We start from the raw sequence: 22,914 nt of genomic DNA, 5'->3' as shown, positions 1-22,914 counted from the left end.
ATGGTCGTCTCCCCACCACCCCTCGACGTGCCCGCGCCGCCGATGAGCCCGGGACGGCTGCGCGCGGCGTTCGCCGTCCTGCTGCTCGGCATGCTGCTCGCGATGCTCGACACCACCGTCGTCGGCACGGCGATGCCGACGATCGTCGGGCAGCTCGGCGGCCTCGACCGGCTTTCGTGGGTCGTCACCGCCTACACCCTGACGACGGCCGCTTCGACGCCGATCTGGGGCAAGCTCGGCGATCTCCACGGGCGCAAACGCGTGCACCTGAGCGCGATCGCGCTCTTCACGGTCGCCTCGGTGGCGTGCGGGTTCGCCCAGGACATGACGCAGCTGATCGCGTTCCGCGCGGTCCAGGGCCTCGGCGGCGGCGGGCTGGCCGTCGGCGCGCTGTCCCTGATCGGGGTGCTGGTCCCGCCCCGCGAACGCGGCCGCTACCAAGGCCTGACGGCGAGCGTGATGGCCGCGGGGCAGATCGGCGGCCCGCTCTTCGGCGGTCTGGTGACGAGCTTCCTGGGCTGGCGCTGGAACTTCTACCTCAACCTCCCGCTCGGGCTGGCGGTGTTCGCGGCCACCGCGGTCGTCCTGGTGGTGCCGTCCGCGCCCCGGCGCCGGGTGCACCTGGACGTCGCGGGCGCGCTGCTGCTCACGACCGCCGTGACCGGCCTGCTGCTGCTCACCACCGGCACGGGCCCGGTGGCGGTGCTCCTGCCGATCGCCGTCGCGGCCTTCGCGGCTTTCGTCGCGGTGGAACGGCGCAGCAGCGAACCGGTCCTGCCGCTGAGCCTGTTCGCGCGGCGCAACATCCGGCTGACGACCGCGGTGGTCTTCGTCGTCGGCGTGGTCAGCTTCGGCACGATCACGTTCGTGCCGCTGTTCCAGCAGACCGTGCAGGGCGTCTCGGCGTCCGGCTCCGGAACGCTGCTGCTGCCGATGACCCTGGCCGTCGTCATCGCGTCGCAGGTGGCCGGGCGGGTGAGCAGCCGGACCGGCCGGTACCGGATCTTCCCGATCATCGGGGCTTCGGCGATGGCGGCGGGGTGCGCCGTGCTCGCCACCGGCCACGCCGGCACCCCGATCTGGCTCACCAGCGGCGCGCTCGTGCTCGTCGGTGCCGGGCTCGGCCTGAGCACGCAGCTGATGACGGTGATCGCCCAGAACACCGTGCCGGCCGGAGAGATCGGCGTGGCGACGGCGAACACGACGATGTTCCGCACGATCGGCGGCGCGGTCGGCACGTCGGCGTTCGGCGCGCTGCTGGCCGGCAGCCCGCTGGTGACGGGGATGTCGCGCATCTTCGCCGTCGCCGCACTCGCCGCCGCGCTCGCGGTCGTCGCGGCGTGGCGGATCCGGGAGGTCCCGCTCCGGTCTCGGTAGTGCGCCGTTTTCGGGCTGCGTTGGCGAAATGGGGAGATCCGGGGCCGCCGTCGCGATTGTCATGACACTGGCCGGCATGGCCGGGGATGCTCGCCGATCGGCTCTAGCGGAGGAGGTCGCGGGTCAGCTCGAGCTGGCCGTGGTGTTGCGCCAGCTCTTCGTACACGTGCTGCAGCGCACCACCTTGCGACCGGCCCGCCGGGGTCCCGGCGTACTTGACGGGTACCGGAGCGCGCGGCGGCGCGGCGGACTCGGCCACCGACAGATCGGCACGCAGCCGGTCCTTGGCGGCGGCGACCCGCGCGATCAGCGCGTCCACCGGGCCGGACGCGGTGAATTCGGCCTCCCGGTCACGCTCCACCGCGCGGCCGGCGACCAGCGAGCCGACCCAGAACTCGAGGACGCCGAGGCAGTGCGTGACGATCACGTAGGGCGAGTTGGCCCCGGGCAGCGGCGGCCGCCGGTTGGCCCGGTCGTCCCCCAGCTCGGCGAGGATCGCCGCCATGCCGTCGAGGGCCCGACCGGCGAACCACAGGTAGTCCTCGTCACTGATGTCCATGCGCTCCCCTGGTCGGATCGGCCGTCGAAGCCGGCGCCGACCTTACCGGCACGACGGCGAGCGAGCTCGGGGCCGCCAGCAGCTGTGGATCGCCTTAAGAAACGCCCTCGCCGGTCGCCGTGACCAGGTCCCGCGCCGCAGGATCGGGGGCATGGTGGTTCTCTCCGAACGCGCGGCGGTCCGGCGGCTGCACGATCGCCTCGGCTTCGGGCCCCGGCCCGGGGATCTCGACCGGGGCTTCGCCGAGACCCGCGATCGGCTGCTCGGCGCCGGTCCGGACGCCGGGGCGGCCACGACGCCGATGCCCGATCTCGGCCCGCCGCCGGACAAGCCCGGCAAGAAGGCCGACCAGGCCGCGAAACAGCAGGCGAAGAAGCAGGTGCAGGCCCAAGCCACGCAAGCCGTGGGCTGGTGGCTCGATCGGATGGCCGCCGCCGATGTCGCGTCGGTCGAACGGCTCACCTGGTTCTGGCACGGGCACTTCGCCACCAGTGAACAGAAGGTCCGCAGCCCGCGGCTGATGCTCGCGCAGAACCGGACCCAGCGCGACCACGCCCTCGGCAGCTTCACCGACCTGGCCCGCGCGATGGTCGTCGACCCGGCGATGCTCCTCTGGCTCGACGGCAACAGCAACAAAACGGGCAAGCCCAACGAGAACCTCGCCCGCGAGTTCATGGAGCTGTTCACCCTGGGCGTCGGGCACTACACCGAGGACGACGTCCGCGAGGCGGCGCGGGCGCTCACCGGCTGGTCCGCCCAGCGCGACGCCGACGGTGCGCGGCTGGTCGCCAAGCGGCACGACGACGGCGTCAAGCAGATCTTGGGCGCGAGCGGCGACTTCGACGCGGAGTCCTTCACCGACCTCGTGCTGGGCCGGCCCGAGTCGGCGGCGTTCGTCGCCGGACGCGTGTGGTTCCGGCTCGTGTCCTCGGCCCCACCGCCCGCCGATGTCCTCAACCGGCTGGTCGCCGCCTACGGGAGCCGCCGCGACATCCGGGCGCTGCTGCGCGCGGTCACCGACGAGCCGGCGTTCCACGACAGCGCGACGTCGCTGGTCAAGCAGCCGGTCGAGTGGCTGGCCGGCCTGCTGCGGGCGCTCGGCGTCCGGCCGGGGAAGCTCGACGACAAGACCCGCGCGCAGCTGCTGACCGGGCTGCGCGGGATGGGCCAGGTGCCGTTCCAGCCACCCAGCGTCGGCGGCTGGGCGGCGGGCGGAGCCTGGCTGACGACGTCCGCGGGCCTCGCGCGGCTGCACCTCGCGCAGCAGGTCACCGAACACGCCGACCTCGGCGCGGTGACGAAGGCGCGAGACAAGGTCGCCGCGATCGGGGACCTGCTCGGCGTCGACGCCTGGTCCGACCGGACCCGGGCCGCGCTGGCCGGCGTCGCCGGGAATGTCCGTCAACTGTCCACAGTGGCCGCTTGTGCCCCCGAATACGCAGTGAGCGGGTGACGATCGTGCAGCAGGTGAACCGACGCCGGTTCCTCACCGCGACCGGCGTGACGGCCGCGGCGGCGCTCGCCGCCGGGGCCACCCAGGTCGACTGGGGTCACCTCATGACGGCCGCCGGGGAGAACCCGCTCGACCCGGGCGCGGGGGTGCTCGTCGTCGTCACGCTTTACGGCGGCAACGACGGGCTCAACACGGTCGTCCCGGCGAGCGACTCCGCCTACCTCAACGCCCGGTCCGAGCTGGCGTACAAGCCCGAAGAGGTCCTCGACCTCGGCGAAGGCCTCGGGCTCAACCCGGGCATGAAGGGCTTCAAGAGCCTCTGGGACGGCGGGCAGCTCGCCGTGCTGCGCGGCGTGGGCTACCCCAAGCCGGACCACAGCCACTTCCGGTCGATGGCGATCTGGCAGACGGCGTCGCCGGAGACGTCGGTGCCGACCGGCTGGCTCGGCCGCTGGCTCGACGCGACGGGCGACGACCCGCTGCGCGCGGTGTCCGTCGACCCGGTGCTGCCGCCGATGCTGGCCGGCGAGCGGACGGCCGCGGCCTCCCTGCCCGTCGGCGGGCTGAAGCTGCCGGAAGGCGCGCTGGGCAAGGCGTTCGAGGGCCTGGGCGCCGGCCAGGCCGGGGAAGGGTTCTGGCAGGCGCGCGCGGCGCGGTCGGTGAACGACCTGCACCGGGCCGTGCGGACCGTCGGTTCGTCCACAAAGGATGGTCACAAAGCCAAGGGAGAGCTGGCCGCGCAGCTGGACGTCGTGGCCGGGCTGATCGAAGCGGGCGTCCCGTCGCGGGTGTACTCGGTGTCGCTGGGCGGTTTCGACACGCACGCCGACGAACGCGGTACCCAGCAGCGCCTGCTCACCGAACTGGACGGCGCGCTGACGCCGTTCGCGCAGCGGCTGGCGAAGTCCGACCGCGGCAAGCAGGCGACGGTGCTGGTGTACTCGGAGTTCGGCCGCCGGGTCACGGCCAACGCGAGCCAGGGCACCGACCACGGCACCGCGGGCCCGGTGTTCGTCCTCGGTTCGAAGGTGAAGGGCGGTTTCCACGGCGCGGAGCCGAGCCTGACCGACCTCGACGACGGCGACCTCAAGCTGACCACGGACTTCCGCGACGTCTACGCGAGCCTGGTCGAGGACGTGCTGGGCACGGACGCGGGCAAGGTGCTCCCGGGCCACAGCGGACGAATGGACGGCCTCTTCACCTGACGGTCGTGAGTGGGAAACCGTGTTCTAACCCTGTTTCTCACTCACGACCTCCAGGGGCGGCAGACCGGCCAGCCGGAAGCGCGCACCCCCGCCCGGTGCCGCTTCGCACCACAGGTCGCCGCCGTGCGCACGGGCGAACCCGCGGGCGATCGGCAATCCCAGGCCCGAGCCACCTTCACCACCGCGAGCCGCGTCGAGGCGGACCAGGCGGTCGAAGATGCGCTCGCGGTCCGGGCCCGGCACGCCCGGACCCGTGTCGGACACGACGACGCCGTCCCCGGTGACCTCGACGGTCAGCGTCCCGCGGCCGTCCATCGCGCGCACCGCGTTGCCGGTCAGGTTCGCCACGATCTGGGTGAGCCGCGCGCGGTCGCCGAGCACCCGCGTGTCCGGCCCGGAAACCTCGACCACGACGTCGGGCGCGGTCAGCCGCACCTGCTCGGCCTGCGTCCGCACGAGATCGAGCAAGGCGACCGGCGCGCGCTCGAGCTGCGCGCCCGCGTCGAGCCGTGCGAGGTCCAGCAGGTCGGCCACCAGCTTCCCGGCCCGCCGCGACTCGCGGACCACCAGCAGCTGCAACCGTTCCCGCTGCTCCGCGGGCGCGTCGGGCGGCTGCTGGAGCAGCGCCTCGGCCGCCGCCTGGACCCCGGCCAGCGGAGTCCGCAGCTCGTGGGCCGCGTCGGCGACGAACTGGCGTGTGCGTTCTTCCGACGCCTGTGCCGCCCGCTCCGCGCCTTCGAGGGCGTCGAGCGCCGAGTCGAACGCGGCGGCCGCGCGGCCCAGCTCGGTGCCGGTGCGCTCCGGCGCGAGCCGGCCGCCGCGCCCGCCGGAGACGATCGTGCGGGCCAGCCGGGTCATCGCGTCGAGCGGTGCCAAAGCGAACCGGACGGCCAGCAGCAACGCGATCGCGGCGACGAGCAGGGCCCCGAGACCGGTGCCGAGCAGCACCCACCGCAGGCTCTGCTCGGCCGTCGCGATCAGCGACTCGTCGGCGGTGAGCGTCAGCTTCGCGCCGTCGATGCGCGCCGGCCCGGACAGCGTGGCGCGCACCTGGCGGATCCGGTCGTCGGGCGGCAGGTCGGCCGCGCCGAGGAACGTCCCGTCGGGCAGCGCCAGCGACGCCCGCACCCCGCGCGTTTCCAGGCGCCGCAGCAGGTTCTGCGGTGCCACGTTCTGCTTCGCCAGCTGCTGGGCCAGCTGGACCCGTGCGGTGAGCACGGCGTTGACGTCCCGCTCGGCCTGCGCCCGGAACACCGTGTCGACGACGAGCCCGACGGCGACCAGCACCACGGCCAGGACCACCAGCACGGTGACGGTGACCCGGCGCCGCAGCGACGTCGTCCGCAGGCCGGTCACGGGTCCCCGCGCAGGACGTACCCCTGGCCCCGGACCGTGTGCACCACGCGCGGGCCGTGCGCCTCGAGCTTGCGGCGCAACGTGCTCACGTTGACCTCGACGAGGTTCGCCGCGTAGTCGCCGTAGCCCCACACCGCGGTGAGGACCTGGGTCTTCGTGACGACCCGGTCCCGGTGCTCGGCGAGGTGCACGAGCAGCTTCCACTCGGTGGAGGTCAGCTCGACGTCGGCGGCGCCGTAGCGGACCCGGCCGCCCTCGACGTCGACCACCAATTCCCCGACCTCGATGGTGGGCCGGGTGCGGCCGGTCCGGCGCAGCACCGCCGTCACCCGCGCGACCAGCTCGGCCAGCACGAACGGCTTCACGACGTAGTCGTCCGCGCCTTCGGCCAGGCCTCGCAGCCGGTCTTCGACGCCGTCGCGGGCGGTCAGCATCACCACCCCGGCGGCCGAGTGCCGCCGGATGACGCGCAGCAGCTCGAAGCCGTCCCGGCCGGGCAGCATCACGTCCAGCACCACGAGGTCCGGCCGGGCGCGGGTCAGCTCGCCCTCGAGCCCGGCGCCGTCGGCGCACGCCCGCACCGAGAACCCGGCGGTGGTCAGCGCCGCCTCGACCGGCACGCGGATCGCTTCGGCGTCCTCGATCAGGAGGATGCGCGGGGCGGTCGGCTCGTCCACCCGTTCAGCCTAGTCGTCGCCCCCGCACAGCGGCCGTGCTCGCCACGCGATCTCCGCGAACAGCTCGCCGACGCGGGCCCGCATCTCGGGCCCGCCGTCGCGGCCGGTCCAGAACCGGCGGACCGCGCCGACGAGCCGGTAGCACGCGTCGATCGGGACGAGGAAGCACTCGGTGATCCGCTCGGTCCCCCGGAACACGATCGCCTCGACCTCGGGTTCCGCCGCCGCGAGCAGGGGGTGGCCCGCGGTGAGGTCCGCCCAGAGCCCGAGCGGCAGCACGGTCTCGGTGGCGCCGGCCGGGCCGGGCTGGAACGCCGTGACGCGCGTGCCGCGGCGCAGCACGAACGCGAACCCCGCCGGGACGTCGAGCCGGCGCCAGTCGAGGCAGGCGACCGGGTGCCCGGGGTCCCACAGGTAGCGTTCCGGCACGGCGCGGTAGCGGGGGTCGCCGCTCGCGCACCGGGTGAACAGCAGGAAGCACGCCCGGCAGGAGCACAGCAGCCCGCGACGGCCGGTGTCGACGACGTGGCCGTGGCGGCCGGCCACCGGCGTCCCGCACAGCTCACAGCGTTCGGGCCGCACCGCGCGCCGCTCCCGCACGGCGGGGAAGGATCCACTGTGGACACTCATGAGGCCCGTCCCGCGGGCGGTCCCACGCCGATCTGGTAGAACGCCGTGACGAACTCGACGCCGGTGACTTCCGGGGCGGCGTCCCGGACCGCGGCTTCCACCACTGACTGGGGCACACCCGAACACCCGCCGCCGAGCCACACACGCGCCACGCCGCCGTCGAGGCCCAGGTACCCGGCGTCGCCGCCCACCCGCTCCAGCGCGAGCCGGACCCGCTCGGCCACGCCGAACGGGTGCAGGTCGTGCAGCACCAGCAGGTCCGTGACGACGTCGTCGGCGGCGATCGCGTCGAGCAGGTCCGGCGCGTGCTCGCGCAGCGCGGCGACGACCCGGGTCAGGCCGTCGCCGTAGAGGTCGGTCAGCTGCCGGACGAGCTCCTCCGCGGGCCGCCGGTGCTCCCCGGCGAGCAGGGTGGCCAGCAGCGTCCCGAGGCGGGCCCCGGCGGCGGGTGTCACCGGTCCCCCGCCGTCCGGATCTCGCGCAGGATGCGGATCGCCGACCCGGCCACGCTGCTCGTCGCCGTCGGCACTCCGGCGTCGGCCGGGTCCTCCATGAACGGCATGAACTTGTCGGGGAACCCGGGCATGGTGCAGCCGATGCAGATGCCGCCGACGTTCGGGCAGCCGCCGACGCCGTTGATCCAGCCGCGCTTGGGCACGTTGCACCGGACCACCTGGCCCCAGCACCCCAGCTTCACCAGGCAGCGCGGAGAGTCGTGGCGGTCGGCGAACTCGTCCTGCTCGTAGTAGCCGGCCCGGTCGCAGCCTTCGTGGACGGTGTTGCCGAACAGCCACTTCGGCCGCAGCGCTTCGTCGACGTCGATCTCCGGCGCGCTCCCGGACGCCTGGAAGAGCAGGTGCAGGATGGTCTCGGACATGTTGTCCGGCTGGACCGGGCAACCCGGCACGCACACGATCGGCAGCCCGGCCCGCGACCGCCAGTCCCGGCCGAGGTACTCGGGCACCCCCATCGCGCCGGTCGGGTTGCCCGCCATGGCGTGCACTCCGCCGTAGCTGGCGCAGGTGCCGACCGCCAGGATCGCCATCGCCCGGGGAGCCAGCCGGTCGAGCCATTCGCTCGCCGTCACGGGCTGGCCGGTCTCGGGGTCGGTGCCGAAGCCGCTCCAGAAGCCTTCGGTCTTGGTGGTCTCGTCGGCGATCGACCCCTCGACGATCAGGATGAACGGGTCGAGCTCCCCGCGGGCCGCGCGGTGCCACCATTCGATGAAACTGTCCCGGCCGCCGTCGGGCCCGCTCTGGAAATCGAGGAACGGCCAGTGCATGGCGATCTCCGGGAGGCCGGGAAGCCCGCCGAGAACGATCTCTTCGATACTGGGCTGGGTGGCCGCGGTGAGCGCCACCGATTCGCCGTCGCAGCTCAGTCCGCCATTCATCCACAGGATATGAACGGTCGGTGGTGTATTTCCGGAGCCCGCCTCCGTGGCGCTGACCATCGTTGACCCCTTCGCCGCGCACGCGAGAAGACGCCACCGTAGTCCCGTCGGACAGGTGCGGCAAGAGCGCCGGACACTCCTGATCGCCCGGGCGGGACAAAACCGGACGTTCGCGCCGCGCGTTTCCGCGACTACACTGGACACGTCGTCGGAAGGGACATTGATCGAAATGGAATCGGCCGGCCGGTCGCAGGGGAAGTCGATCGAAGTCGTGGCGGTCGAAATCGTCACGAAGATCTTTCCGGCTCGCCCGTCCGCGGTTCCCCGGATCCGGGAATTCGTCCAGCACTGCCTCGGGGACGCGCCGCTCGCCGACGCGGAAGACCGCGAAATCGGCAACACGATCCTCCGTGCCCTGCTGACCGCCGCCGGACCTTCCGGGGTGCTGGAGGTCTCCTGCCGGAAATACCCCGGACGCGTCGAGTTCGACGTGCTCCCTTCCCACGTCCGGCCGGACGCCCCCGCGGCCGCGCGACCGGAACCGGCCGCCAGTTTCGCCGACTGGCTGGCCGAGGCGCTGCGCAGCCGGGGGATCTCCAAGGAGACCGCGGCCGAGCAGCTGGACGTGTCCGCCAAGACGCTGACCCGCTGGCTCGGCGGCCAGACCGAGCCCCGCCTGCGCGACCTGCGCCGGATCGAGGACCGCTTCGGCGACGTCCGGCTGCGGCGCGGGACAGAAGTGTCCTAGGCGCCGTCCTGGCTCCCGGCGGTCATCGCCAGCTCGATGGTGCAGCCCGCGGCGTCGGAGCTGACATCGAGCCATTCGCAGATGCGGTCGCTCATCCACAACCCGGTGCCGGCGGGGCGGAGGCCGTAGAACGCCGGGCCGTCGACCGGCCGGTCGCTGTGCAGCGTGCACACCACCCGGCCGGCCGCCGGCCGCACCCAGACGGCCGCCCGGTCGATGCCGTGCTCGAGCAGGTACGCGATCGCCTCGCCGACGGCGACACCGAACAGCGTCACCGTGTTCTCGGATCGGAGCAGGGCGCTCGCCCGCTCGAGCACGTGCCGCCGGACGGCGACCAGATCGCCCTCGAAGCGGAAGAGGTCGGCCGCGGAGCCCGGCGGTGCGGGCTCGCCGGATCCGCCGGCTTCCCCGGGTGCGGTGAACTCGCCGGACGGCCGGATCTCCCCGTCCACGACGCATTCCGGGTGGGCACGCCGGGCGTGCTCGACCGCGCCGGCGTCGAGGGTCCGGGTGTCGTACGGGCAGATCATCCAGATGTGGGTGCCCGCCAGGGACACGTTGAACTCCGCTTCGGCGCGCTGCCACGCCGCTTCCTCGCCGGGGCTGCCCGCCCGGGCGGGCTCGGCGAGAACGCGGACGGCACCGGTCGGCGCGGTGGCGCGGTGCCGGTTCCAGTAGCGGTGCAGGGCGTCGGCCAGCTTCGCCGGCCGGCGGCCGATGTAGGCCGATTCGGCGAACGCGATCCGGTCGGTGTCGGCGCCCACCGCGGCCTGCAGCAGCCCGAGGTTGGCCGCGGTCGTGGTGACCAGCACCGGCTCACCCCGGCGCAACCCCTCCTGCGCGAACGGGACGGCCATCGCGAGGAACTCGGCGTCGCTGCCGTAGAGGCACCCCTGGTGCCGGAAGCCGGCCTCCGGCGCACCTTCCGGCGCGGATCCGGCGGCCGGAGTCGTCCTGTGCACGAAGCCTCCTGAAGCCGTCGTCGATCGCTCGTCGCGATGATCGTGTTTTTCCCCGGAATTCCCGCAGAACGCCGGTAGCGTACTCGACCGCGCCCGATCCGGCTATTACTCACCGAATTGATTGCACCCGTTCGGAGTAATTGACGCACTCCGCTCGCGGCACCCGCCCGGCACCGCCGGATCGACGGCTCCGGAGCGCGAAACCGCCGTGACACAGCAGGTTGACGGCCAGATGTGTCTCACCGGGACCGGGCCAGGACACTACTGTCCGCGGGTTACCCGGAAACGGATCGGAAACCATTGTGTCCACGTGTTCGAAGAACAATTCCCGCCGCCCCGGTGGCCAGGACGGAATTGTTTCACCAGGCGTGGGGCCGGAACGGGACCGTCGCCGCCCACCGGACGCGACGATGGCGGCCGAGCAGGGCGAGCAGATCCCCGCGGTCTCCGCTCAGGTCCGGCGGAACGGGCTCGCCGGACGCGCCGCCCGCGGACCGGACCGCCGTCACGAAAGCGCGGACGCGGGACGGCGCGGGCACGAGCTCGTCGCCCAGGTAGGAGAGCACCAGCAGGTCCTCGCCGGAATGCGTCTCCATCGCGAACGCCCAGCCGTGGCGCTCGTCCCACACCAGCGCCATGTCGCGGCCGGGATGCCGGCGCAACCGCACATCGAGGGCGACGTACGCCGAAGCGGGGTCGCCGGGATCCACGGTGCAGGACTCTTCCCCCACGTCGACCGCGGCACCCACCGCCGCCAGGTAGCCGATCAGGCCGTTCCGCAGGTGGTGGTCACGGTCGATACCGGTCAGCAGCGGGATCATCCTCCATCGTGTCGGCACGCACGGCGGCCGCGGCGGGAGGTGGCACGCCGGGACCGGAGCCGGTCACCGCGTGGTGGCACATCGGGACGAACACGGTCCCCGGGGGCCGCGTCGCGCCGGGACGGGCACCGGCCACCTCCGGCCGGGTCGCATCGGGACTCGACGGTACGGATCCGCGGCCGGCACCGGAAGGCGCCTTTCGGCCCTATCGGCCGGGACCTCCGGCCCGCGCGGCGGACGCGGCGCGGGCCGAAGGTCCCCACTCGCCGAAGGTCTGCGCCTCGACAGCACCGCTCTCGGGACGGGCGCACCGGCGGGGTCAGGACGAGACTTCCATCTCCAGCCCCATGATCCGGACGGTGCGCCGGCGGCGGAGCCAGCCGCGGGCGGGCGCGCCGTCCGGGAGCTCGTCGAGGATCGCCTTGCGCTGCGCCGAGGTCGTCGACCGCCAGCGCATCGCGAGCACCGGGCGGACCGGCGCGATGAACGGGCGCACCCGTTCGTGCGCCCCGGACAGCCGGACCTCGTAGTCGCGGTCCGGCCGGTACGCGAGGTCCAGGTCGATCAGCGGCTCGGCGCCGCCGGCCCGGTGGTGGGAGCGCGAAAGCACGCGGGCGAGCTCGTCCAGCGCGACCTTCAGCGTGCAGGGCATCTGGTCCTGCCAGCGCCCGAGGCGCGGGGCGTTCACCGCCGCCGCCGTGACGTCGGCCGCGAGCACGACCACGGCCCGGACCGGCGTCCCGGCGAGCTCGACGCGGATCCGCCTGCCGTCCGCGTCGACGGAGAAGCGCAGCACACGGTCGGCCACGACGGCACCCGACCGCAGCCGCACCCACTCCTCGACGGCATCGGGCGAAGGGCAGGACGACACGAAGGTGAACGCGAGTTCGTCGCCGGCGAGGTTCATCGCCACCGGGAACAACGAGCCGAGGTCGTGCATCAACGTCGTGCCGATGACGAGTGCGGCGCGGGAGCCGCCTCCGGTCATCGCCCTCTCCTCCTCCGGGGTTACACCTGCAGGTCGGCTTCGATGCGTTTGAGGTAGTGCCGGGCCAGCGCGAGGTTCGCCCGCTCCCGGTCCAGCACCAGGTACAGGAACAGCGAGTTGCGCGAGGTGTTGATCAACCGGATCAGGTGGTACTGGCGGTGCAGCGTGATCAGGATGTCCTCGATGCTGTCGTTCAGCGCGAGCGACGACATCACCCGCAGCTTCGCCCGCACGACCTCGGTGTTGCCGGCGGCGGCGACCTCCAGGTCGAGCCACTCGCCACCACCGCTGGTGCCGAGCGACATCCCGCTTTCGTAGTCGACCAGCGCGACGCCGACGGCGCCGGCGATCGACATGGCTTCCTTGAGCGCGGTGTCGATGTTCATCATCATGCCGTTCCTTCCGTTGAACTTGCTGCTACGCGGCCAGAATCGTGCCGATCCGCTCGATGACGGGCCGGGACTCGAAGAGCAGGCGCCCGACGTTCAGGCCCTTGTCCCCCAGGACGACCATCAGCGCCAGCCGCCCCACGGCGTAGACGGCCATGTAGCCGTCGCTGCCGAACACGACGGTCTGGCTGAGCGTGCCCTTGCCCGTCATTTCGGCGGCCTGGCGCGCGATCCCGAGATCGGCGGCGGCGAGCGCGGAGATCTTCGCCGGATCGAGGTAGTCGTCCGCGTCGGCGATGATCGGTATCCCGTCGACCGCGGCGAGCACCGTGCCGGTCACCCCCGCTACGCTTTCCCGGAGATTTCGCAGCTCAGCGGCCAGTGCGTCGAAGTCCAATTCTCTTCTTTCCTTCGGAATCACCGATCGACCCGGGACGGGCGCGGTAACTCCGGTCGAAGTCATGAGCAAACCGGCGGCGGTAAAGACGATCAGCCGTTCGGGCTGCCCTGCCGCGAGGGACCCTACAGCCATCATCACTTAACGCAGGACGGTCACCCTCGCCTTTACACGATCGGGTGAAGCAAGCCGGTTGGTGTAACCAAAAATAATTCACCACGGAAACCGTCGTCCATTGATCACAACGGAGACGGCGTCAGTGTTCCCGATTTTCGGCAGCCCCGCCTGAAATGCGCTTATGCCGTCAAGAGCCCCCGATCACGGTTGTATCTCTGCGTGATCGGCAGGTCACTTTCACCCATTCGCCGCGGCACCGGCGTCCGCGGTCATTCCGGCAGCGAGCGCGGCAGGCCGAACGCCGGGAGCACGCTGTTCTCGAAGCGCGTCATCGCCCGGATCCGGTCGCCGGCCAGCTCGAGGACGTACAACCCGGTGCCGTGCCGGATCCCCGAAGCGCCGCACAGGTAGGCGCCGAACGCCGGCTGGCCGTTGGCGCGCGTCGGGACGAGGGTGAAGCGGCGGCCCGCGCCGAACAGGCCGGCGCAGAAGCGGGCCGTGACGTCCCGGCCCTCGTATTCGAGCGGCAGCGGCGGCATCGCCATGAAGACGTCGTCGGTCAGCAGGGCCACCAGCGCGTCGATGTCGGCGCTCTCCCACGCGCGCACGAAGTTCGCCACGATCGCGTTCTCCTCGGGGGACCCCGGCGCGGGCGGCGGTGCGCCCGGCTCCCGGCGCCGCAGGCCGGCGCGAGCCCGCTTGAGGGCGCTCTTGACCGAGTCGGCCGTCGTGTCCAGCATCCCGGCGACCTCGCTCGCGGGAAACCCGAGGACGTCGCGCAGGACGAGCACGGCCAGCTGCCGGGGTGGCAGGGTCTGCAGGGCCGTCACGAACGCCAGCGAGACGGACTCGCTCCGCTCGTAACGCGCCTCCGGGCCGGCCGCCTCGGGAAGGAGCGCGTCGGGAAACGGCTCGAGCCAGACGACCTCGCCGAGCCGGGTCGGCTCGGGCGGTTCGACGCCGGGGATGTCCCACGCTTTCGCCGGGCGCCGGGCGGCCGAGCGCAACGCGCTGAGGCACCGGTTGGTGGCGATCCGGTACAGCCAGGTGCGGATCGAGGCGCGTCCGTCGAAGCCGTCGAGCCCGCGCCACGCGGACAGCAGCGTGTCCTGCAGCGCGTCTTCGGCGTCCTGGAACGAGCCGAGCATCCGGTAGCAGTGCACCTGCAGCTCACGGCGGTGCGGCTCGGTCAGCGCCCGGAACGCCTCGCCGTCACCGGCCCGCGCCCGGCCGATCAGTTCCGTTCCCATCCGCGTCCCTTCCCGTCGTGATTCTGTACGGACGCCGTCGGGGACGTGAAGGGGGCGCCGCCCCTTTTCCGGGTGCCGCGGCGTCGGAACCGGCATGGGAAAAATCATCATCAGCGAGAACGTCACGCTCGACGGAGTCGTCCAGGACCCGACCGGCGACGAGGGCACCGGCCGCGGCAGCTGGTTCACCTGGATCGGCGACCAGGACCGCGTGGCGTGGGCCGAGGTCGAATACGAGGAAGCGCTGGGGGCCGAAGCCCTCCTGATGGGACGGCGGACCTACGAGTACTTCATCAGGCGCGGCTGGGTGTCGCGCACCGGCGAATGGGCGGACCGGCTGCGGGATCTGCCGAAGTACGTCGTCTCCTCCGGCGCTGTCGGCGACGACTGGGGCACGACGAAAGTGCTGGGGATCGAGGAGGTCGCGAAGCTGAAGGAAGAGGTGAGCGGGGAGATCGTCGTCTACGGCAGCGGGCGGCTCGTGCACGACCTGATCGAGCGCGACCTCGCCGACGAGCTGCGGCTGATGACCTACCCGGTCGTGGCCGGCGCGGGCGGGCGGCTCTTCCCCGGGACGAGCGGCGTCAAGCCCCTGCGCCTGGTCGGCACCCGCGCGGTCGGCGGCTCCCTCGCCCTGCTGACGTACGCGACAGCGTGACCCCCGCCCCCGGACCTCGTCCTTTCGGCCGAGGTCCGGGGTACCTTCGGCCGAGGTGGCCACCTGCCCCGCTCCCCTAGCTTGATCGTCAAGCGGGAGCGAGGAGACGCCATGAGGGTGCGCAGCAGACGAGCCGGGGTCATCGCCGTCGCGGCCGGGGCGGCGGTGGTGGCGATCGGGGCCACGGTCATGGCCACCGCCGCCGACCCCGTCGCGCCGGAGGTCACCAGCGCGACGCCGGCCGAAGCCGGGCACGAGAACGAAGGCAAGTACACCGCCGCGGACTACGTGCTGAACGTGCACGAGCTGAACGACGACGGCGAAGGCATGAGCACCACCATCGGCCCGCACACCGTGTACTACTCGAAGACTTTGCACGGCACCGGAACCTGGACGCCGGCGGTCGTCAAGTTCTCCGTCGGCCGCGACAGCGACGCACCGACGGTCTTCGCCTACCCGGTGCCCGAAGCGGGCAAGGGCGTCGACTGCGTCGCGTCCGGCACCGAGGCCGCGCCGCTCGTCCGGTGCGAGACCAAGGTCGGCCGGCCGGCCTCACCGGCGTAACACGCCCAGCTGACGGCGCAGCCATGCCGCTCGAGCGGCGATGGCGTCCTGCGAGAGCACGGCGTGCGGAACCACGACGTCGAACCCGTGGAACCCGCCGGGCCAGACGTGCAGCTCGACGTGGCCGCCCGCCTGCCACATGCGGCTCGCGTAGGCGACGTCCTCGTCCCGGAACGTTTCGGCCGACCCGACGTCGACGAACGTGGACGGCAGGCCGGAGAGGTCCGCGGCGCGGGAAGGCGCAGCGTACGGAGACACGTCCGGTCCTCCGCGAACGCCGTCGCCGAGGAGCGCGTTCCAGCCGGTCTCGTTCGAGGAGCTGTCCCAGATACCGACGCCGCGCATCTGGCGAGCAGAGGGCGAGTCGTTGCGGTCGTCCAGCATCGGCGACAGGAGCAGCTGGGCCAGGATGGCCGGGCCGTCGCGGTCGCGTGCCAGCAAGGAGACACCTGCCGCGAGGCCGCCGCCGGCGCTCGCACCGCCGAGGACGATGCGCTCGGGGTCGATGTCGAGCTCGTGGGCGTGATCCGCGACCCACACCAGGCCCGCGTAGCTATCCTCGACGGGACCCGGGTGGGGTGTCTCGGGTGCGAGCCGGTACTCGACCGAGACCACGGCCATGCCCAACGGTTCGGCCAGGTCCACCATCTCGGCCAGGCCGAACCGGTTGTCTCCGACGATCATGCCGCCGCCGTGGATGTGGTAGATCGCCGGGGCCGGGGTCGCCGCGTGCTTCGGGAGACAGATCAGCAGCGAGATATCCGGTTCCCCGGCCGGCCCGGGCACCGCCCGCTCCGCCACGCTGTAGGCGCCACCGCGCGAGAGGATCTCGTCGGTCGGGGTCTCCACACCGGGGACGGGCTTGCGCATTTCGACGATGGTGTCCGGACGGTACGCGTCGGGCGGGCGCAGGCTGGTCAGCATCTCCACGACGGGAGCGAGCTCGGGATCGAAGGGTGGTGGTGGTCCGACCGCCGGGGCGGAGGACCGGTCCGTGACTTGCGTGGTCATAAGTGGCTCCCGGTTCAGACGGTCGGAACGGTTCCGCCGTCGATCACGTACTCGGCGCCCACGATCGCCGAGGCGCGGTCCGAGACCAGAAATCCGACGAGGTCCGCGATTTCCCCGGTGTTCGCGAACCGTCCGAGGGGTACTCCTCCGAGGGAGTCGTAGATGGTCTGCTTGGCTGCTTCCCGGGTGAGTCCGTTGCCCTCGGCGATCCGGTCCACGAACCTTTCGTAGGCTTCGGTCTCGATCCCACCGGGGCTGATCGCGTTGACCCGTACGCCGCGCGGCGCGAGCTCGTTGGCCAGTCCCTTGCTGTACGTGCGCAGAGCGGCCTTCGCTGCCGCGTACGCCAGGGACGCGTCGTACTGGGGTAGTTCGCGCTGGATCGAGGTGAAGTGCAGCACCACGCCCGCCCCGGACTCGATCATCGCCGGGAGCAGAGCTCGATCGAGCCGCACCGCTCCCAGGAAGTTGAGGTTCAGCTCAGCGAGCCACTGGTCATCGGTGATGACCGCGAACCCACCGGCCGGCGTCGACGCGCCTCCGACGACGTGCACCAGGATGTCGAGTGCGCCGCCGGCCTCGGCGATGCGAGCGGCCACCGCGTCGGTGCCTTCGATCGTCGTCGTGTCCGCTTCGATGAACCGGTCGGGGTGCTCGTACCCCTCGGGCATCGTTCGCGCCGTCACGTACACGTCGGCACCCAGCTCTCGCAGCCTCTCCACGACGGCCTTGCCCGAGCCCTTCGAACCGCCCGTGACCAGCGCCCGGCGACCGTCGAGACGATCACGATGTGAACCAGACATTTCTCTCTCCACTGAAATCGACGTAGGTCAGGCTGCGTGGTTGGCGATGACGAGTTCGGCGACGAGGTCATCCCGCAACGCGAACCGGTAGTCGAGCTCGGCGACACCACCCGGGAAAGTGCCCTCGAGCCGCACGGTCACCACCCAGCGGGCGTCATCGACGCGGCGAGCGCCGATCTGCTCGGTCGTGTACTCGAACTCGGACCCGGCGTCCCGCAGGAACGCGTGGGCCTCCTCTTTGCCGCGGAAGGTCTCGCCCTGGTCGACGAGCACCGCATCCTCGGTGAGGAACGACGAGGCGGTGTCGGCGTCGCGGACGACGTGGGCGGCGAAGAACTCGCGAACGGTGGCCGGGAGCGGATCGGACGGGAGATCGGTGTGCTGTGTCATGAGCCCATCGTGTGAGCTCGCGGCGTGGGAGGGTCAAGCCGTGGACTCTCTCCCGGGGGGAGAGTCCAGAATGGAGAGGTGCTGAGCATCGGCGAGTTCTCGCGGCTGACCCACTTGAGCGTGCGGACCCTGCGTCGGTATCACGAGGCGGCCCTGCTGGAGCCCGCCGTGGTGGACGAGACCACCGGTTACCGCTACTACGGCATCGACCAGATCCCGGCCGCGCAGGTCATCCACCGGCTCCGCGAGCTCGACGTCCCCCTGAGCGACGTGCAGCGAATCCTGCGGACCCCCGACCCCGGTGTCCGAGCGGCCCTGGTCGCGGACCACCTGCAACGCCTCGAGGACGTGCTCGACCGCACCCGGGCCGCGGTCGTGTCGCTGCGGCGCCTGCTCCGGCCAGACCCCGCGCCGATCGACGTCGAACTGCGGGCGGAGCCCGCCCGGACGGTCGCGGCGGTGGAGGCCGTAGTCGGGCACAGCGACGTCGAGACCTGGTACGCGGGCGCGATGGCCGAACTGGAGGCGGCCGTCGGCGCCGCCGTGACCGGACCGCCGGGCGGCTGCTACGACAACGCCCTTTTCGAACAGGAACGCGGTCGCATGCTCGTCTACCTGCCGACCGCCGCGCCACCTCGCACCGGACGCGTGCACCCCGCAGTTCTCCCGGCCGCGGAACTGGCCGTCACCACCCACGTCGGCGAGCACGACGGCATCGAGGTCACGTACGGCGAACTCGGGACCTGGGTGGTGGAGAACGCGATGTCGGTGGCCGGGCCGGTGCGGGAGGTCTACGTGGCCGGCCCTCGTGACGCGAGCGATCCCGCTGCGTGGCGCACCGAGATCGGCTGGCCGGTCTTCCGCGTCACCTGAAGCTCGTCGAGGACGCCTTCAGCGCGGCGAAGGCGTCCTCGACGATCACCGGGGTCACATGTTCTTCGCGCCCGCCTTCACCGCTTCGCGGATGCGGGCGTACGTGCCGCAGCGGCAGATGTTGCGGATCTCGTCCAGGTCCGCGTCCGTGATGTCGCGGCCCGCCGCCTGTGCCTGGCGGACCTTCGCCACCGCCGCCATGATCTGGCCCGGCTGGCAGTAGCCGCACTGGGCCACGTCGCGGTCGAGCCACGCCTGCTGCATCGGGTGGAGGTCCTTGCCGACCGTCGCGGGCAGGCCCTCGATCGTCGTGATCTCGTCGGTCTCCTTGATGTCGGCCACCCGCACCGAGCACGGGTTGAACGCCTTGCCGTTGATGTGGCTGGTGCACGCCTTGCAGACGTCGAGCCCGCAGCCGTACTTCGGGCCGGTGATGCCCAGCAGGTCGCGCAGGACCCACAGCAGCCGGAGGTCGTCGTCGGCGTCGACGGTGACCACGCGGCCGTTGACCTTGAACGTTTGGTTCGGCACAGCGGGGCTCCTAGTAGGCGTGGTCGAGGCCGTCGGTCGGCGACGGCGGCGTGGACGGCTGCAGCGGCAACGGCTCGAAGCTCAGCGTGCCGTGGTTGATCGGGAACGACGTCGGCATCTTCCCGACGGCGCGGGCGTAGGCGCAGGCGACCGCGGCGAACGACGGCGCCACCGCCAGCTCCCCCGCGCCACTCGGGCTCGACGACGTGTTCGGCATGACGACGACCTGCGTCTCGGGCGGGGTGTTCCACTCCCGGGTGTAGAAGTAGTTGTCCCAGCTGCCTTCCAGCGGGAGCCCGTCCTTGATGTGGATGCTGGAGGTCAGGCACATCGCGATGCCGTCGTTGAGGCCGCCGATCATCTGCGCTTCGAGGCCGCGCGGGTTGATCGCGAAGCCCGGGTCGACGACGACGAGCGCCTTCGTCACCCGCGGACCCGTGACGCCGTCGCGGATCGGGCGGTTGACCGTCGCCGGGCGGCAGTCGATCTCCACGAGCACCGCGACCGCGCCGCGGTACTCCGCGTGCAACGCGATCCCCTGCGCCACCCCGGCCGGCAGCGCACGGCCCCAGTTGCCGACCTGGACGGCCTTGTCGAGCACCGCGCGCAGCCGGTCGTCCTTGAGGAACTCGCGGCGGAACGCCACCGGGTCCTTGCCGAACTTCTTCGCCAGCTGGTCGACGACGAGCTCTTCGGCGGTGACCACGTTGGGCGAGTAGATGTTGCGCATGCTGCCGGTGTTGAACTTCAGCGGGATCTCGTTGAGCAGCTGGGTCGTGACGCCGAAGTTGTACGGCGAGGACTGGCTCAGCAGGAAGATCGACTCGGCGAAGCTGAGGTTGCCGGCGATCGGGAGCTTCGCGGCGGTCGCGGTGATCATTTCGCCCAGCCCGTGGCTGAACTCCGTCTGCACGCTCGTGTGCCGCTGCTCGAAGCTGACGACGTTGCCGAGCAGGTAGGTCGCCCGCACGCGCGACACGCACATCGGGTGGATGCGGCCCTGGCGGAAGTCGTCGGTGCGCGACCACATCAGCTTGACCGGCTTGCCCATCTTCTGCGACGCCTCCGCCGCTTCGGCGGCCGCGTCGTGGAACAGGTGGCGGCCGAACGAGCCGCCGCCCTGGGTGACGTGCACCGTGACCGCGTCCTGCGGCAGCCCCAGCAGCTTGGCGATCTCCTCCTGGGCGACGATCGGCACCTTCAGGCACGACCAGATCTCCGCGCGGTCCGGGCGGACGTCGGCGATCGCGGCGCCGGTCTCCAGCGGGCTGTTGCTGGCGGCGGCGAAGGTGAACTCCGCGTCGATGTACTGGTCGAGCAGGCCGGGCACGGCCATCGGCAGCTGCGCGGCCTTGAGCTTCTTGAGCACGGTCGCGTCGGACTCGCCGTCGACCGTGCCCGCGCCCCAGGTCACCTTCAACGCCCGGATCGCGTCGATGCACTGGCCGAACGTGCGGCCGCGCACCGCGACGCCGTGGGAGATCGCGACGACGTCGGTGATCCCGGACATCGCCTCGACCTCGGCCGCGTTGAGGATCGCGCGCGGGGTGCCGTTGATCGTGGGCGGCCGGGCGACCATGGTCGGCAGCGCGTTCGGCACGTCCAGATCGAGGGTGAACTGCTTGGTGCCGGTGACCGCGGCGTGGGCGTCGAGGCGGTTCTGCGGCGTGCCGAGCACCGTGAACTGCGACTGCGGCTTCAGCGTCGCCGCCACGCTGATCGTCGTGGCGGAGGCGGCGGCCTTCGCGAGCGAGCCGTAGCTCGCGGTGCGGCCGCCGGAGCCGCGCACGACCCCGCCGGACGTCGTCAGCTGCGACGCCGGCACGCCCCACTTCGCGGCGGCCGCGGCGATCAGCCGCTGCCGGGCGATCGCCGAGGCGGTCCGGACCGGCGTGTAGATGCTGCGCATCGAGTTGGAGCCGCCGGTCAGCTGGTTCATCAGCAGCTCGGGCCGGGCGTCGGCCAGCGTGACGTCGATCTTGTCCAGCGGGAGGTCGAGCTCCTCGGCGATCATCATCGCGACGGCGGTGGTCATCCCCTGGCCGACCTCCGCGCGCGGCACGGCGAACGCGGCCCGGCCGTCGGCGCCGATCTGCACGCTGATCAGGCCGGACGTCGGCAGCGCGGCGAGGTTCTGCAGGTCGCCGAGGTCGAAGATGTCCTCGGGCTGGGGCAGCGACGGGATCGCGGCGTCGGCCTTGCTCGGCGCCAGCTCCGCGCCCCCGACCTGCGCGGCGACGGCGAGCGTCGGCGCGGCGAGCACGAAACCGAGGAAGCGGCGGCGGGCCATGGAGCGTGGCTCGGACCCGGGTAGTGGGACGGAAGGGTCGTGTTCGGGCATGAGCGGCTGGGACCTCTCGAACGACGGTGTGGGAGAAGCGCGGGCCTGAGCACCGCCGGCCGGAGTGTTACACACATCACGCCACCGAATGAAGGATCTGAGTGCCTACATTTGGCCTAGTGTCGTTGTGCACTGTGCACAGCGGGTACCGGTCACGGCACGCGCGGTGGCGGGAGGAAGGGCAGCGCGCGGACGACCAGGGCCAGCTCCAGCGCCAGGTCACCGCCGGTCAGCGACCGGCCGGTCAGCTCTTCGATCCGGTGGATCCGGTTGAGCACGGTGTTGCGGTGGCAGTGCAGCGCGTGCGCCGAGCGGGTCGCCGAACCACCCGTGCGGACCCACGTCGCGAGGGTCTCCAGCAGCGGGCCGCGCTCCGCGGTCCGCAGGTCCAGCAGGCCGCCCAGCCAGTTCTGCTGCAGCGACGCGGTCAGTTCGGGCGAGCTGAGCAGCAGGGCTTCGGGCAGCCGCTCGGCCAGGCACACGACGTCGACGCGGCCCGGCGGCACCGTCCGCATCGCCAGCACCGCCTGCCGGTAGGCCGTGTGCACGGCGGCCAGCCCGTCGACGACCAGGGACACGCCGGCCGGCACGGTCAGCACGGACCCGATCGCGGCGACGGCGTCGGCGACCTCGCGGCCCGGCAGCGAAACCAGGCCGACGAGCACGTCCGCGCGCGACTGCCAGGCCGACGCCGACCCGAGGTCCTCGAGGGCGGAGCCGAGCGGCTCGGCGAAGGCGGCGTCACCGGGACCGGCGGCCGCGACGACGACGTAGGGTCCCGAAATCGGCAGGCGCAGCGCGCGGCCGGCCTCGTAGGCGAACCCGGCGTCGGCCGCCCGTCCCTGCAGCAAGCCCTCCCAGAGCGACGCGCGCCGCTGCTCGTCGGCGCGGACGAAACTCCGCTCGGCCACGTGGTAGGCCAGCGCCACCTGGGCCGAAGTGGCGTCGACGACCTCCCAGACGCGGGTCGCGAGGTCGAGCATGGCCTCGTTGTTGACGTACCCGGTCGCCCGGGCCTTCTCGGTCAGGGCCTGCCAGACCAGCCGGCCGCCGATCCGGAACGAGCGCAGCACGTCGTCGAGGGGCAGCTGCTGCTCGGCCCGGCGCCGTCCGGTCGCCTTGGCCGCGTCGTAGAGGTCCTCGGTGGTTTCGGGGCCCCGGCCGATCAGCTGCAGGACCCGGCGGAGGTTGTCGTGGCAGGAGCGCCACAGGTCGTCGTCGGGCACGACGTCGATCACGCGGTAGCCGGGGTTCTGCTCGACGATGACGGCGACCAGGGCGCCGGTGAGCTCGTCGAGCTCGTCCAGCACCCTGGCCGCGAGCGACCACGCGGTCTCCCGGGCCGCCGCCCGTGCCTCGCCCATCCGCACCACCACCGTCGCGCTCTCGCCGGCGGATCAGCCTACGTCGCGGCCGGGCTT

General features: G+C 72.1%; 25 protein-coding genes. 7 read left to right on the top strand and 18 right to left on the bottom strand.

The window, feature by feature from the left end; genetic code table 11:
- Positions 1 to 1,377, top strand: coding sequence for an MDR family MFS transporter (locus AA23TX_RS15180; protein ID WP_155543164.1), 1,377 nt, complete (start codon positions 1 to 3; stop codon positions 1,375 to 1,377).
- 103 nt (positions 1,378 to 1,480) lie between these two features.
- Here AA23TX_RS15180 and AA23TX_RS15175 read toward each other — a convergent pair whose 3' ends face one another.
- Positions 1,481 to 1,936, bottom strand: coding sequence for a mycothiol transferase (locus AA23TX_RS15175; RefSeq protein ID WP_196425324.1), 456 nt, complete (start codon positions 1,934 to 1,936; stop codon positions 1,481 to 1,483).
- Positions 1,937 to 2,087: 151 nt separating this feature from the next.
- On the opposite strand from AA23TX_RS15175, the gene AA23TX_RS15170 reads away from it, so the two are divergent.
- The gene (locus tag AA23TX_RS15170) at positions 2,088 to 3,389 is read left to right on the top strand and encodes a DUF1800 domain-containing protein (protein ID WP_155543163.1); all 1,302 of its coding nucleotides are present in this window, start codon (positions 2,088 to 2,090) and stop codon (positions 3,387 to 3,389) included.
- Positions 3,386 to 4,594, top strand: a complete 1,209-nt coding sequence (locus AA23TX_RS15165) for a DUF1501 domain-containing protein (protein ID WP_155543162.1) — start codon at positions 3,386 to 3,388, stop codon at positions 4,592 to 4,594. The genes AA23TX_RS15170 and AA23TX_RS15165 overlap by 4 nt, the downstream gene beginning before the upstream one ends.
- 24 nt (positions 4,595 to 4,618) lie before the next feature.
- Here the strand turns inward: AA23TX_RS15165 and AA23TX_RS15160 are convergent, their stop codons facing one another.
- The 5 genes from AA23TX_RS15160 to AA23TX_RS15140 are packed head-to-tail and all read right to left on the bottom strand — an operon-like array spanning position 4,619 to position 8,710.
- Positions 4,619 to 5,950: a sensor histidine kinase gene (locus tag AA23TX_RS15160; RefSeq protein WP_155543161.1), complete on the bottom strand. Its 1,332-nt coding sequence runs from the start codon at positions 5,948 to 5,950 to the stop codon at positions 4,619 to 4,621.
- Positions 5,947 to 6,627: a response regulator transcription factor gene (locus AA23TX_RS15155; RefSeq protein WP_155543160.1), complete on the bottom strand. Its 681-nt coding sequence runs from the start codon at positions 6,625 to 6,627 to the stop codon at positions 5,947 to 5,949. Before AA23TX_RS15155 ends, AA23TX_RS15160 begins: the two co-directional genes overlap by 4 nt.
- A 9-nt stretch (positions 6,628 to 6,636) precedes the next feature.
- Positions 6,637 to 7,257, bottom strand: a complete 621-nt coding sequence (locus AA23TX_RS15150) for a DUF5947 family protein (RefSeq protein WP_155543159.1) — start codon at positions 7,255 to 7,257, stop codon at positions 6,637 to 6,639.
- Positions 7,254 to 7,712 (bottom strand): NifU family protein, encoded by a 459-nt coding sequence (locus AA23TX_RS15145; RefSeq protein ID WP_155543158.1) that lies wholly within the window; start codon positions 7,710 to 7,712, stop codon positions 7,254 to 7,256. The genes AA23TX_RS15150 and AA23TX_RS15145 overlap by 4 nt, the downstream gene beginning before the upstream one ends.
- On the bottom strand, positions 7,709 to 8,710 hold the full coding sequence (locus AA23TX_RS15140; protein WP_155543157.1) for an NADH-quinone oxidoreductase subunit B family protein: 1,002 nt from the start codon (positions 8,708 to 8,710) through the stop codon (positions 7,709 to 7,711). Before AA23TX_RS15140 ends, AA23TX_RS15145 begins: the two co-directional genes overlap by 4 nt.
- 169 nt (positions 8,711 to 8,879) lie before the next feature.
- Between AA23TX_RS15140 and AA23TX_RS15135 the strand changes: the two genes are divergently transcribed.
- Positions 8,880 to 9,398, top strand: coding sequence for a helix-turn-helix domain-containing protein (locus AA23TX_RS15135; RefSeq protein WP_230862502.1), 519 nt, complete (start codon positions 8,880 to 8,882; stop codon positions 9,396 to 9,398).
- Here AA23TX_RS15135 and AA23TX_RS15130 read toward each other — a convergent pair.
- From AA23TX_RS15130 to AA23TX_RS15105, 6 genes are all read right to left on the bottom strand, one after another.
- The gene (locus tag AA23TX_RS15130; protein WP_230862501.1) at positions 9,395 to 10,360 is read right to left on the bottom strand and encodes an MEDS domain-containing protein; all 966 of its coding nucleotides are present in this window, start codon (positions 10,358 to 10,360) and stop codon (positions 9,395 to 9,397) included. The two genes, AA23TX_RS15135 and AA23TX_RS15130, sit on opposite strands and share 4 nt — an antisense overlap.
- A gap of 359 nt (positions 10,361 to 10,719) precedes the next feature.
- Positions 10,720 to 11,181: a DUF6292 family protein gene (locus AA23TX_RS15125; protein ID WP_155543155.1), complete on the bottom strand. Its 462-nt coding sequence runs from the start codon at positions 11,179 to 11,181 to the stop codon at positions 10,720 to 10,722.
- 319 nt (positions 11,182 to 11,500) lie between these two features.
- Positions 11,501 to 12,169: a hypothetical protein gene (locus AA23TX_RS15120; RefSeq protein WP_155543154.1), complete on the bottom strand. Its 669-nt coding sequence runs from the start codon at positions 12,167 to 12,169 to the stop codon at positions 11,501 to 11,503.
- 20 nt (positions 12,170 to 12,189) lie between these two features.
- Positions 12,190 to 12,555, bottom strand: a complete 366-nt coding sequence (locus AA23TX_RS15115; RefSeq protein ID WP_196425446.1) for a hypothetical protein — start codon at positions 12,553 to 12,555, stop codon at positions 12,190 to 12,192.
- Positions 12,556 to 12,586: 31 nt separating this feature from the next.
- On the bottom strand, positions 12,587 to 12,955 hold the full coding sequence (locus tag AA23TX_RS15110; protein ID WP_155543153.1) for a roadblock/LC7 domain-containing protein: 369 nt from the start codon (positions 12,953 to 12,955) through the stop codon (positions 12,587 to 12,589).
- Positions 12,956 to 13,341: 386 nt separating this feature from the next.
- Positions 13,342 to 14,322: a sigma-70 family RNA polymerase sigma factor gene (locus AA23TX_RS15105; RefSeq protein ID WP_155543152.1), complete on the bottom strand. Its 981-nt coding sequence runs from the start codon at positions 14,320 to 14,322 to the stop codon at positions 13,342 to 13,344.
- Between the two features lie 94 nt (positions 14,323 to 14,416).
- Between AA23TX_RS15105 and AA23TX_RS15100 the strand changes: the two genes are divergently transcribed.
- On the top strand, positions 14,417 to 14,980 hold the full coding sequence (locus AA23TX_RS15100; RefSeq protein ID WP_155543151.1) for a dihydrofolate reductase family protein: 564 nt from the start codon (positions 14,417 to 14,419) through the stop codon (positions 14,978 to 14,980).
- A 111-nt stretch (positions 14,981 to 15,091) separates the two neighbouring features.
- Positions 15,092 to 15,544, top strand: coding sequence for a hypothetical protein (locus tag AA23TX_RS15095; RefSeq protein WP_155543150.1), 453 nt, complete (start codon positions 15,092 to 15,094; stop codon positions 15,542 to 15,544).
- On the opposite strand, the gene AA23TX_RS15090 is transcribed toward AA23TX_RS15095, so the two are convergent.
- From AA23TX_RS15090 to AA23TX_RS15080, 3 genes are read right to left on the bottom strand one after another with little or no spacing between them, the layout of a single operon-like run.
- Positions 15,533 to 16,555 carry an alpha/beta hydrolase gene (locus tag AA23TX_RS15090; RefSeq protein ID WP_155543149.1) on the bottom strand — a complete coding sequence of 341 codons (1,023 nt, stop codon included), beginning with the start codon at positions 16,553 to 16,555 and terminating at the stop codon, positions 15,533 to 15,535. The two genes, AA23TX_RS15095 and AA23TX_RS15090, sit on opposite strands and share 12 nt — an antisense overlap.
- 14 nt (positions 16,556 to 16,569) lie before the next feature.
- On the bottom strand, positions 16,570 to 17,358 hold the full coding sequence (locus tag AA23TX_RS15085; RefSeq protein WP_155543148.1) for an SDR family oxidoreductase: 789 nt from the start codon (positions 17,356 to 17,358) through the stop codon (positions 16,570 to 16,572).
- 27 nt (positions 17,359 to 17,385) lie between these two features.
- Positions 17,386 to 17,748: a nuclear transport factor 2 family protein gene (locus AA23TX_RS15080; RefSeq protein ID WP_155543147.1), complete on the bottom strand. Its 363-nt coding sequence runs from the start codon at positions 17,746 to 17,748 to the stop codon at positions 17,386 to 17,388.
- Between the two features lie 78 nt (positions 17,749 to 17,826).
- On the opposite strand from AA23TX_RS15080, the gene AA23TX_RS15075 reads away from it, so the two are divergent.
- Positions 17,827 to 18,621 (top strand): MerR family transcriptional regulator, encoded by a 795-nt coding sequence (locus AA23TX_RS15075; protein ID WP_155543146.1) that lies wholly within the window; start codon positions 17,827 to 17,829, stop codon positions 18,619 to 18,621.
- Positions 18,622 to 18,675: 54 nt separating this feature from the next.
- On the opposite strand, the gene AA23TX_RS15070 is transcribed toward AA23TX_RS15075, so the two are convergent.
- The 3 genes from AA23TX_RS15070 to AA23TX_RS15060 form a co-directional block, all read right to left on the bottom strand.
- Positions 18,676 to 19,152: a (2Fe-2S)-binding protein gene (locus AA23TX_RS15070; RefSeq protein ID WP_155543145.1), complete on the bottom strand. Its 477-nt coding sequence runs from the start codon at positions 19,150 to 19,152 to the stop codon at positions 18,676 to 18,678.
- A 10-nt stretch (positions 19,153 to 19,162) separates the two neighbouring features.
- On the bottom strand, positions 19,163 to 21,442 hold the full coding sequence (locus tag AA23TX_RS15065; RefSeq protein ID WP_230862500.1) for a molybdopterin cofactor-binding domain-containing protein: 2,280 nt from the start codon (positions 21,440 to 21,442) through the stop codon (positions 19,163 to 19,165).
- A 203-nt stretch (positions 21,443 to 21,645) separates the two neighbouring features.
- Positions 21,646 to 22,857, bottom strand: coding sequence for a PucR family transcriptional regulator (locus AA23TX_RS15060; RefSeq protein ID WP_155543143.1), 1,212 nt, complete (start codon positions 22,855 to 22,857; stop codon positions 21,646 to 21,648).
- Positions 22,858 to 22,914 lie beyond the last annotated feature (57 nt).

This window comes from Amycolatopsis camponoti (assembly GCF_902497555.1).
GTDB classification, from domain to species: domain Bacteria; phylum Actinomycetota; class Actinomycetes; order Mycobacteriales; family Pseudonocardiaceae; genus Amycolatopsis; species Amycolatopsis camponoti.
The sequence above is the reverse complement of the archived record's forward strand: the minus strand, read 5'-3'. Positions and strand labels throughout refer to the sequence as shown.

Coding starts and splice junctions, on each gene's coding strand:
- AA23TX_RS15180 (WP_155543164.1), top strand. CDS start 1: ATGGTCGTCTCCCCACCACCCCTCGACGTGCCCGCGCCGCCGATGAGC.
- AA23TX_RS15175 (WP_196425324.1), bottom strand. CDS start 1,936: ATGGACATCAGTGACGAGGACTACCTGTGGTTCGCCGGTCGGGCCCTC.
- AA23TX_RS15170 (WP_155543163.1), top strand. CDS start 2,088: ATGGTGGTTCTCTCCGAACGCGCGGCGGTCCGGCGGCTGCACGATCGC.
- AA23TX_RS15150 (WP_155543159.1), bottom strand. CDS start 7,257: ATGAGTGTCCACAGTGGATCCTTCCCCGCCGTGCGGGAGCGGCGCGCG.
- AA23TX_RS15140 (WP_155543157.1), bottom strand. CDS start 8,710: ATGGTCAGCGCCACGGAGGCGGGCTCCGGAAATACACCACCGACCGTT.
- AA23TX_RS15135 (WP_230862502.1), top strand. CDS start 8,880: ATGGAATCGGCCGGCCGGTCGCAGGGGAAGTCGATCGAAGTCGTGGCG.
- AA23TX_RS15125 (WP_155543155.1), bottom strand. CDS start 11,181: ATGATCCCGCTGCTGACCGGTATCGACCGTGACCACCACCTGCGGAAC.
- AA23TX_RS15120 (WP_155543154.1), bottom strand. CDS start 12,169: ATGACCGGAGGCGGCTCCCGCGCCGCACTCGTCATCGGCACGACGTTG.
- AA23TX_RS15115 (WP_196425446.1), bottom strand. CDS start 12,555: ATGAACATCGACACCGCGCTCAAGGAAGCCATGTCGATCGCCGGCGCC.
- AA23TX_RS15105 (WP_155543152.1), bottom strand. CDS start 14,322: ATGGGAACGGAACTGATCGGCCGGGCGCGGGCCGGTGACGGCGAGGCG.
- AA23TX_RS15100 (WP_155543151.1), top strand. CDS start 14,417: ATGGGAAAAATCATCATCAGCGAGAACGTCACGCTCGACGGAGTCGTC.
- AA23TX_RS15095 (WP_155543150.1), top strand. CDS start 15,092: ATGAGGGTGCGCAGCAGACGAGCCGGGGTCATCGCCGTCGCGGCCGGG.
- AA23TX_RS15090 (WP_155543149.1), bottom strand. CDS start 16,555: ATGACCACGCAAGTCACGGACCGGTCCTCCGCCCCGGCGGTCGGACCA.
- AA23TX_RS15085 (WP_155543148.1), bottom strand. CDS start 17,358: ATGTCTGGTTCACATCGTGATCGTCTCGACGGTCGCCGGGCGCTGGTC.
- AA23TX_RS15080 (WP_155543147.1), bottom strand. CDS start 17,748: ATGACACAGCACACCGATCTCCCGTCCGATCCGCTCCCGGCCACCGTT.
- AA23TX_RS15065 (WP_230862500.1), bottom strand. CDS start 21,442: ATGGCCCGCCGCCGCTTCCTCGGTTTCGTGCTCGCCGCGCCGACGCTC.
- AA23TX_RS15060 (WP_155543143.1), bottom strand. CDS start 22,857: ATGGGCGAGGCACGGGCGGCGGCCCGGGAGACCGCGTGGTCGCTCGCG.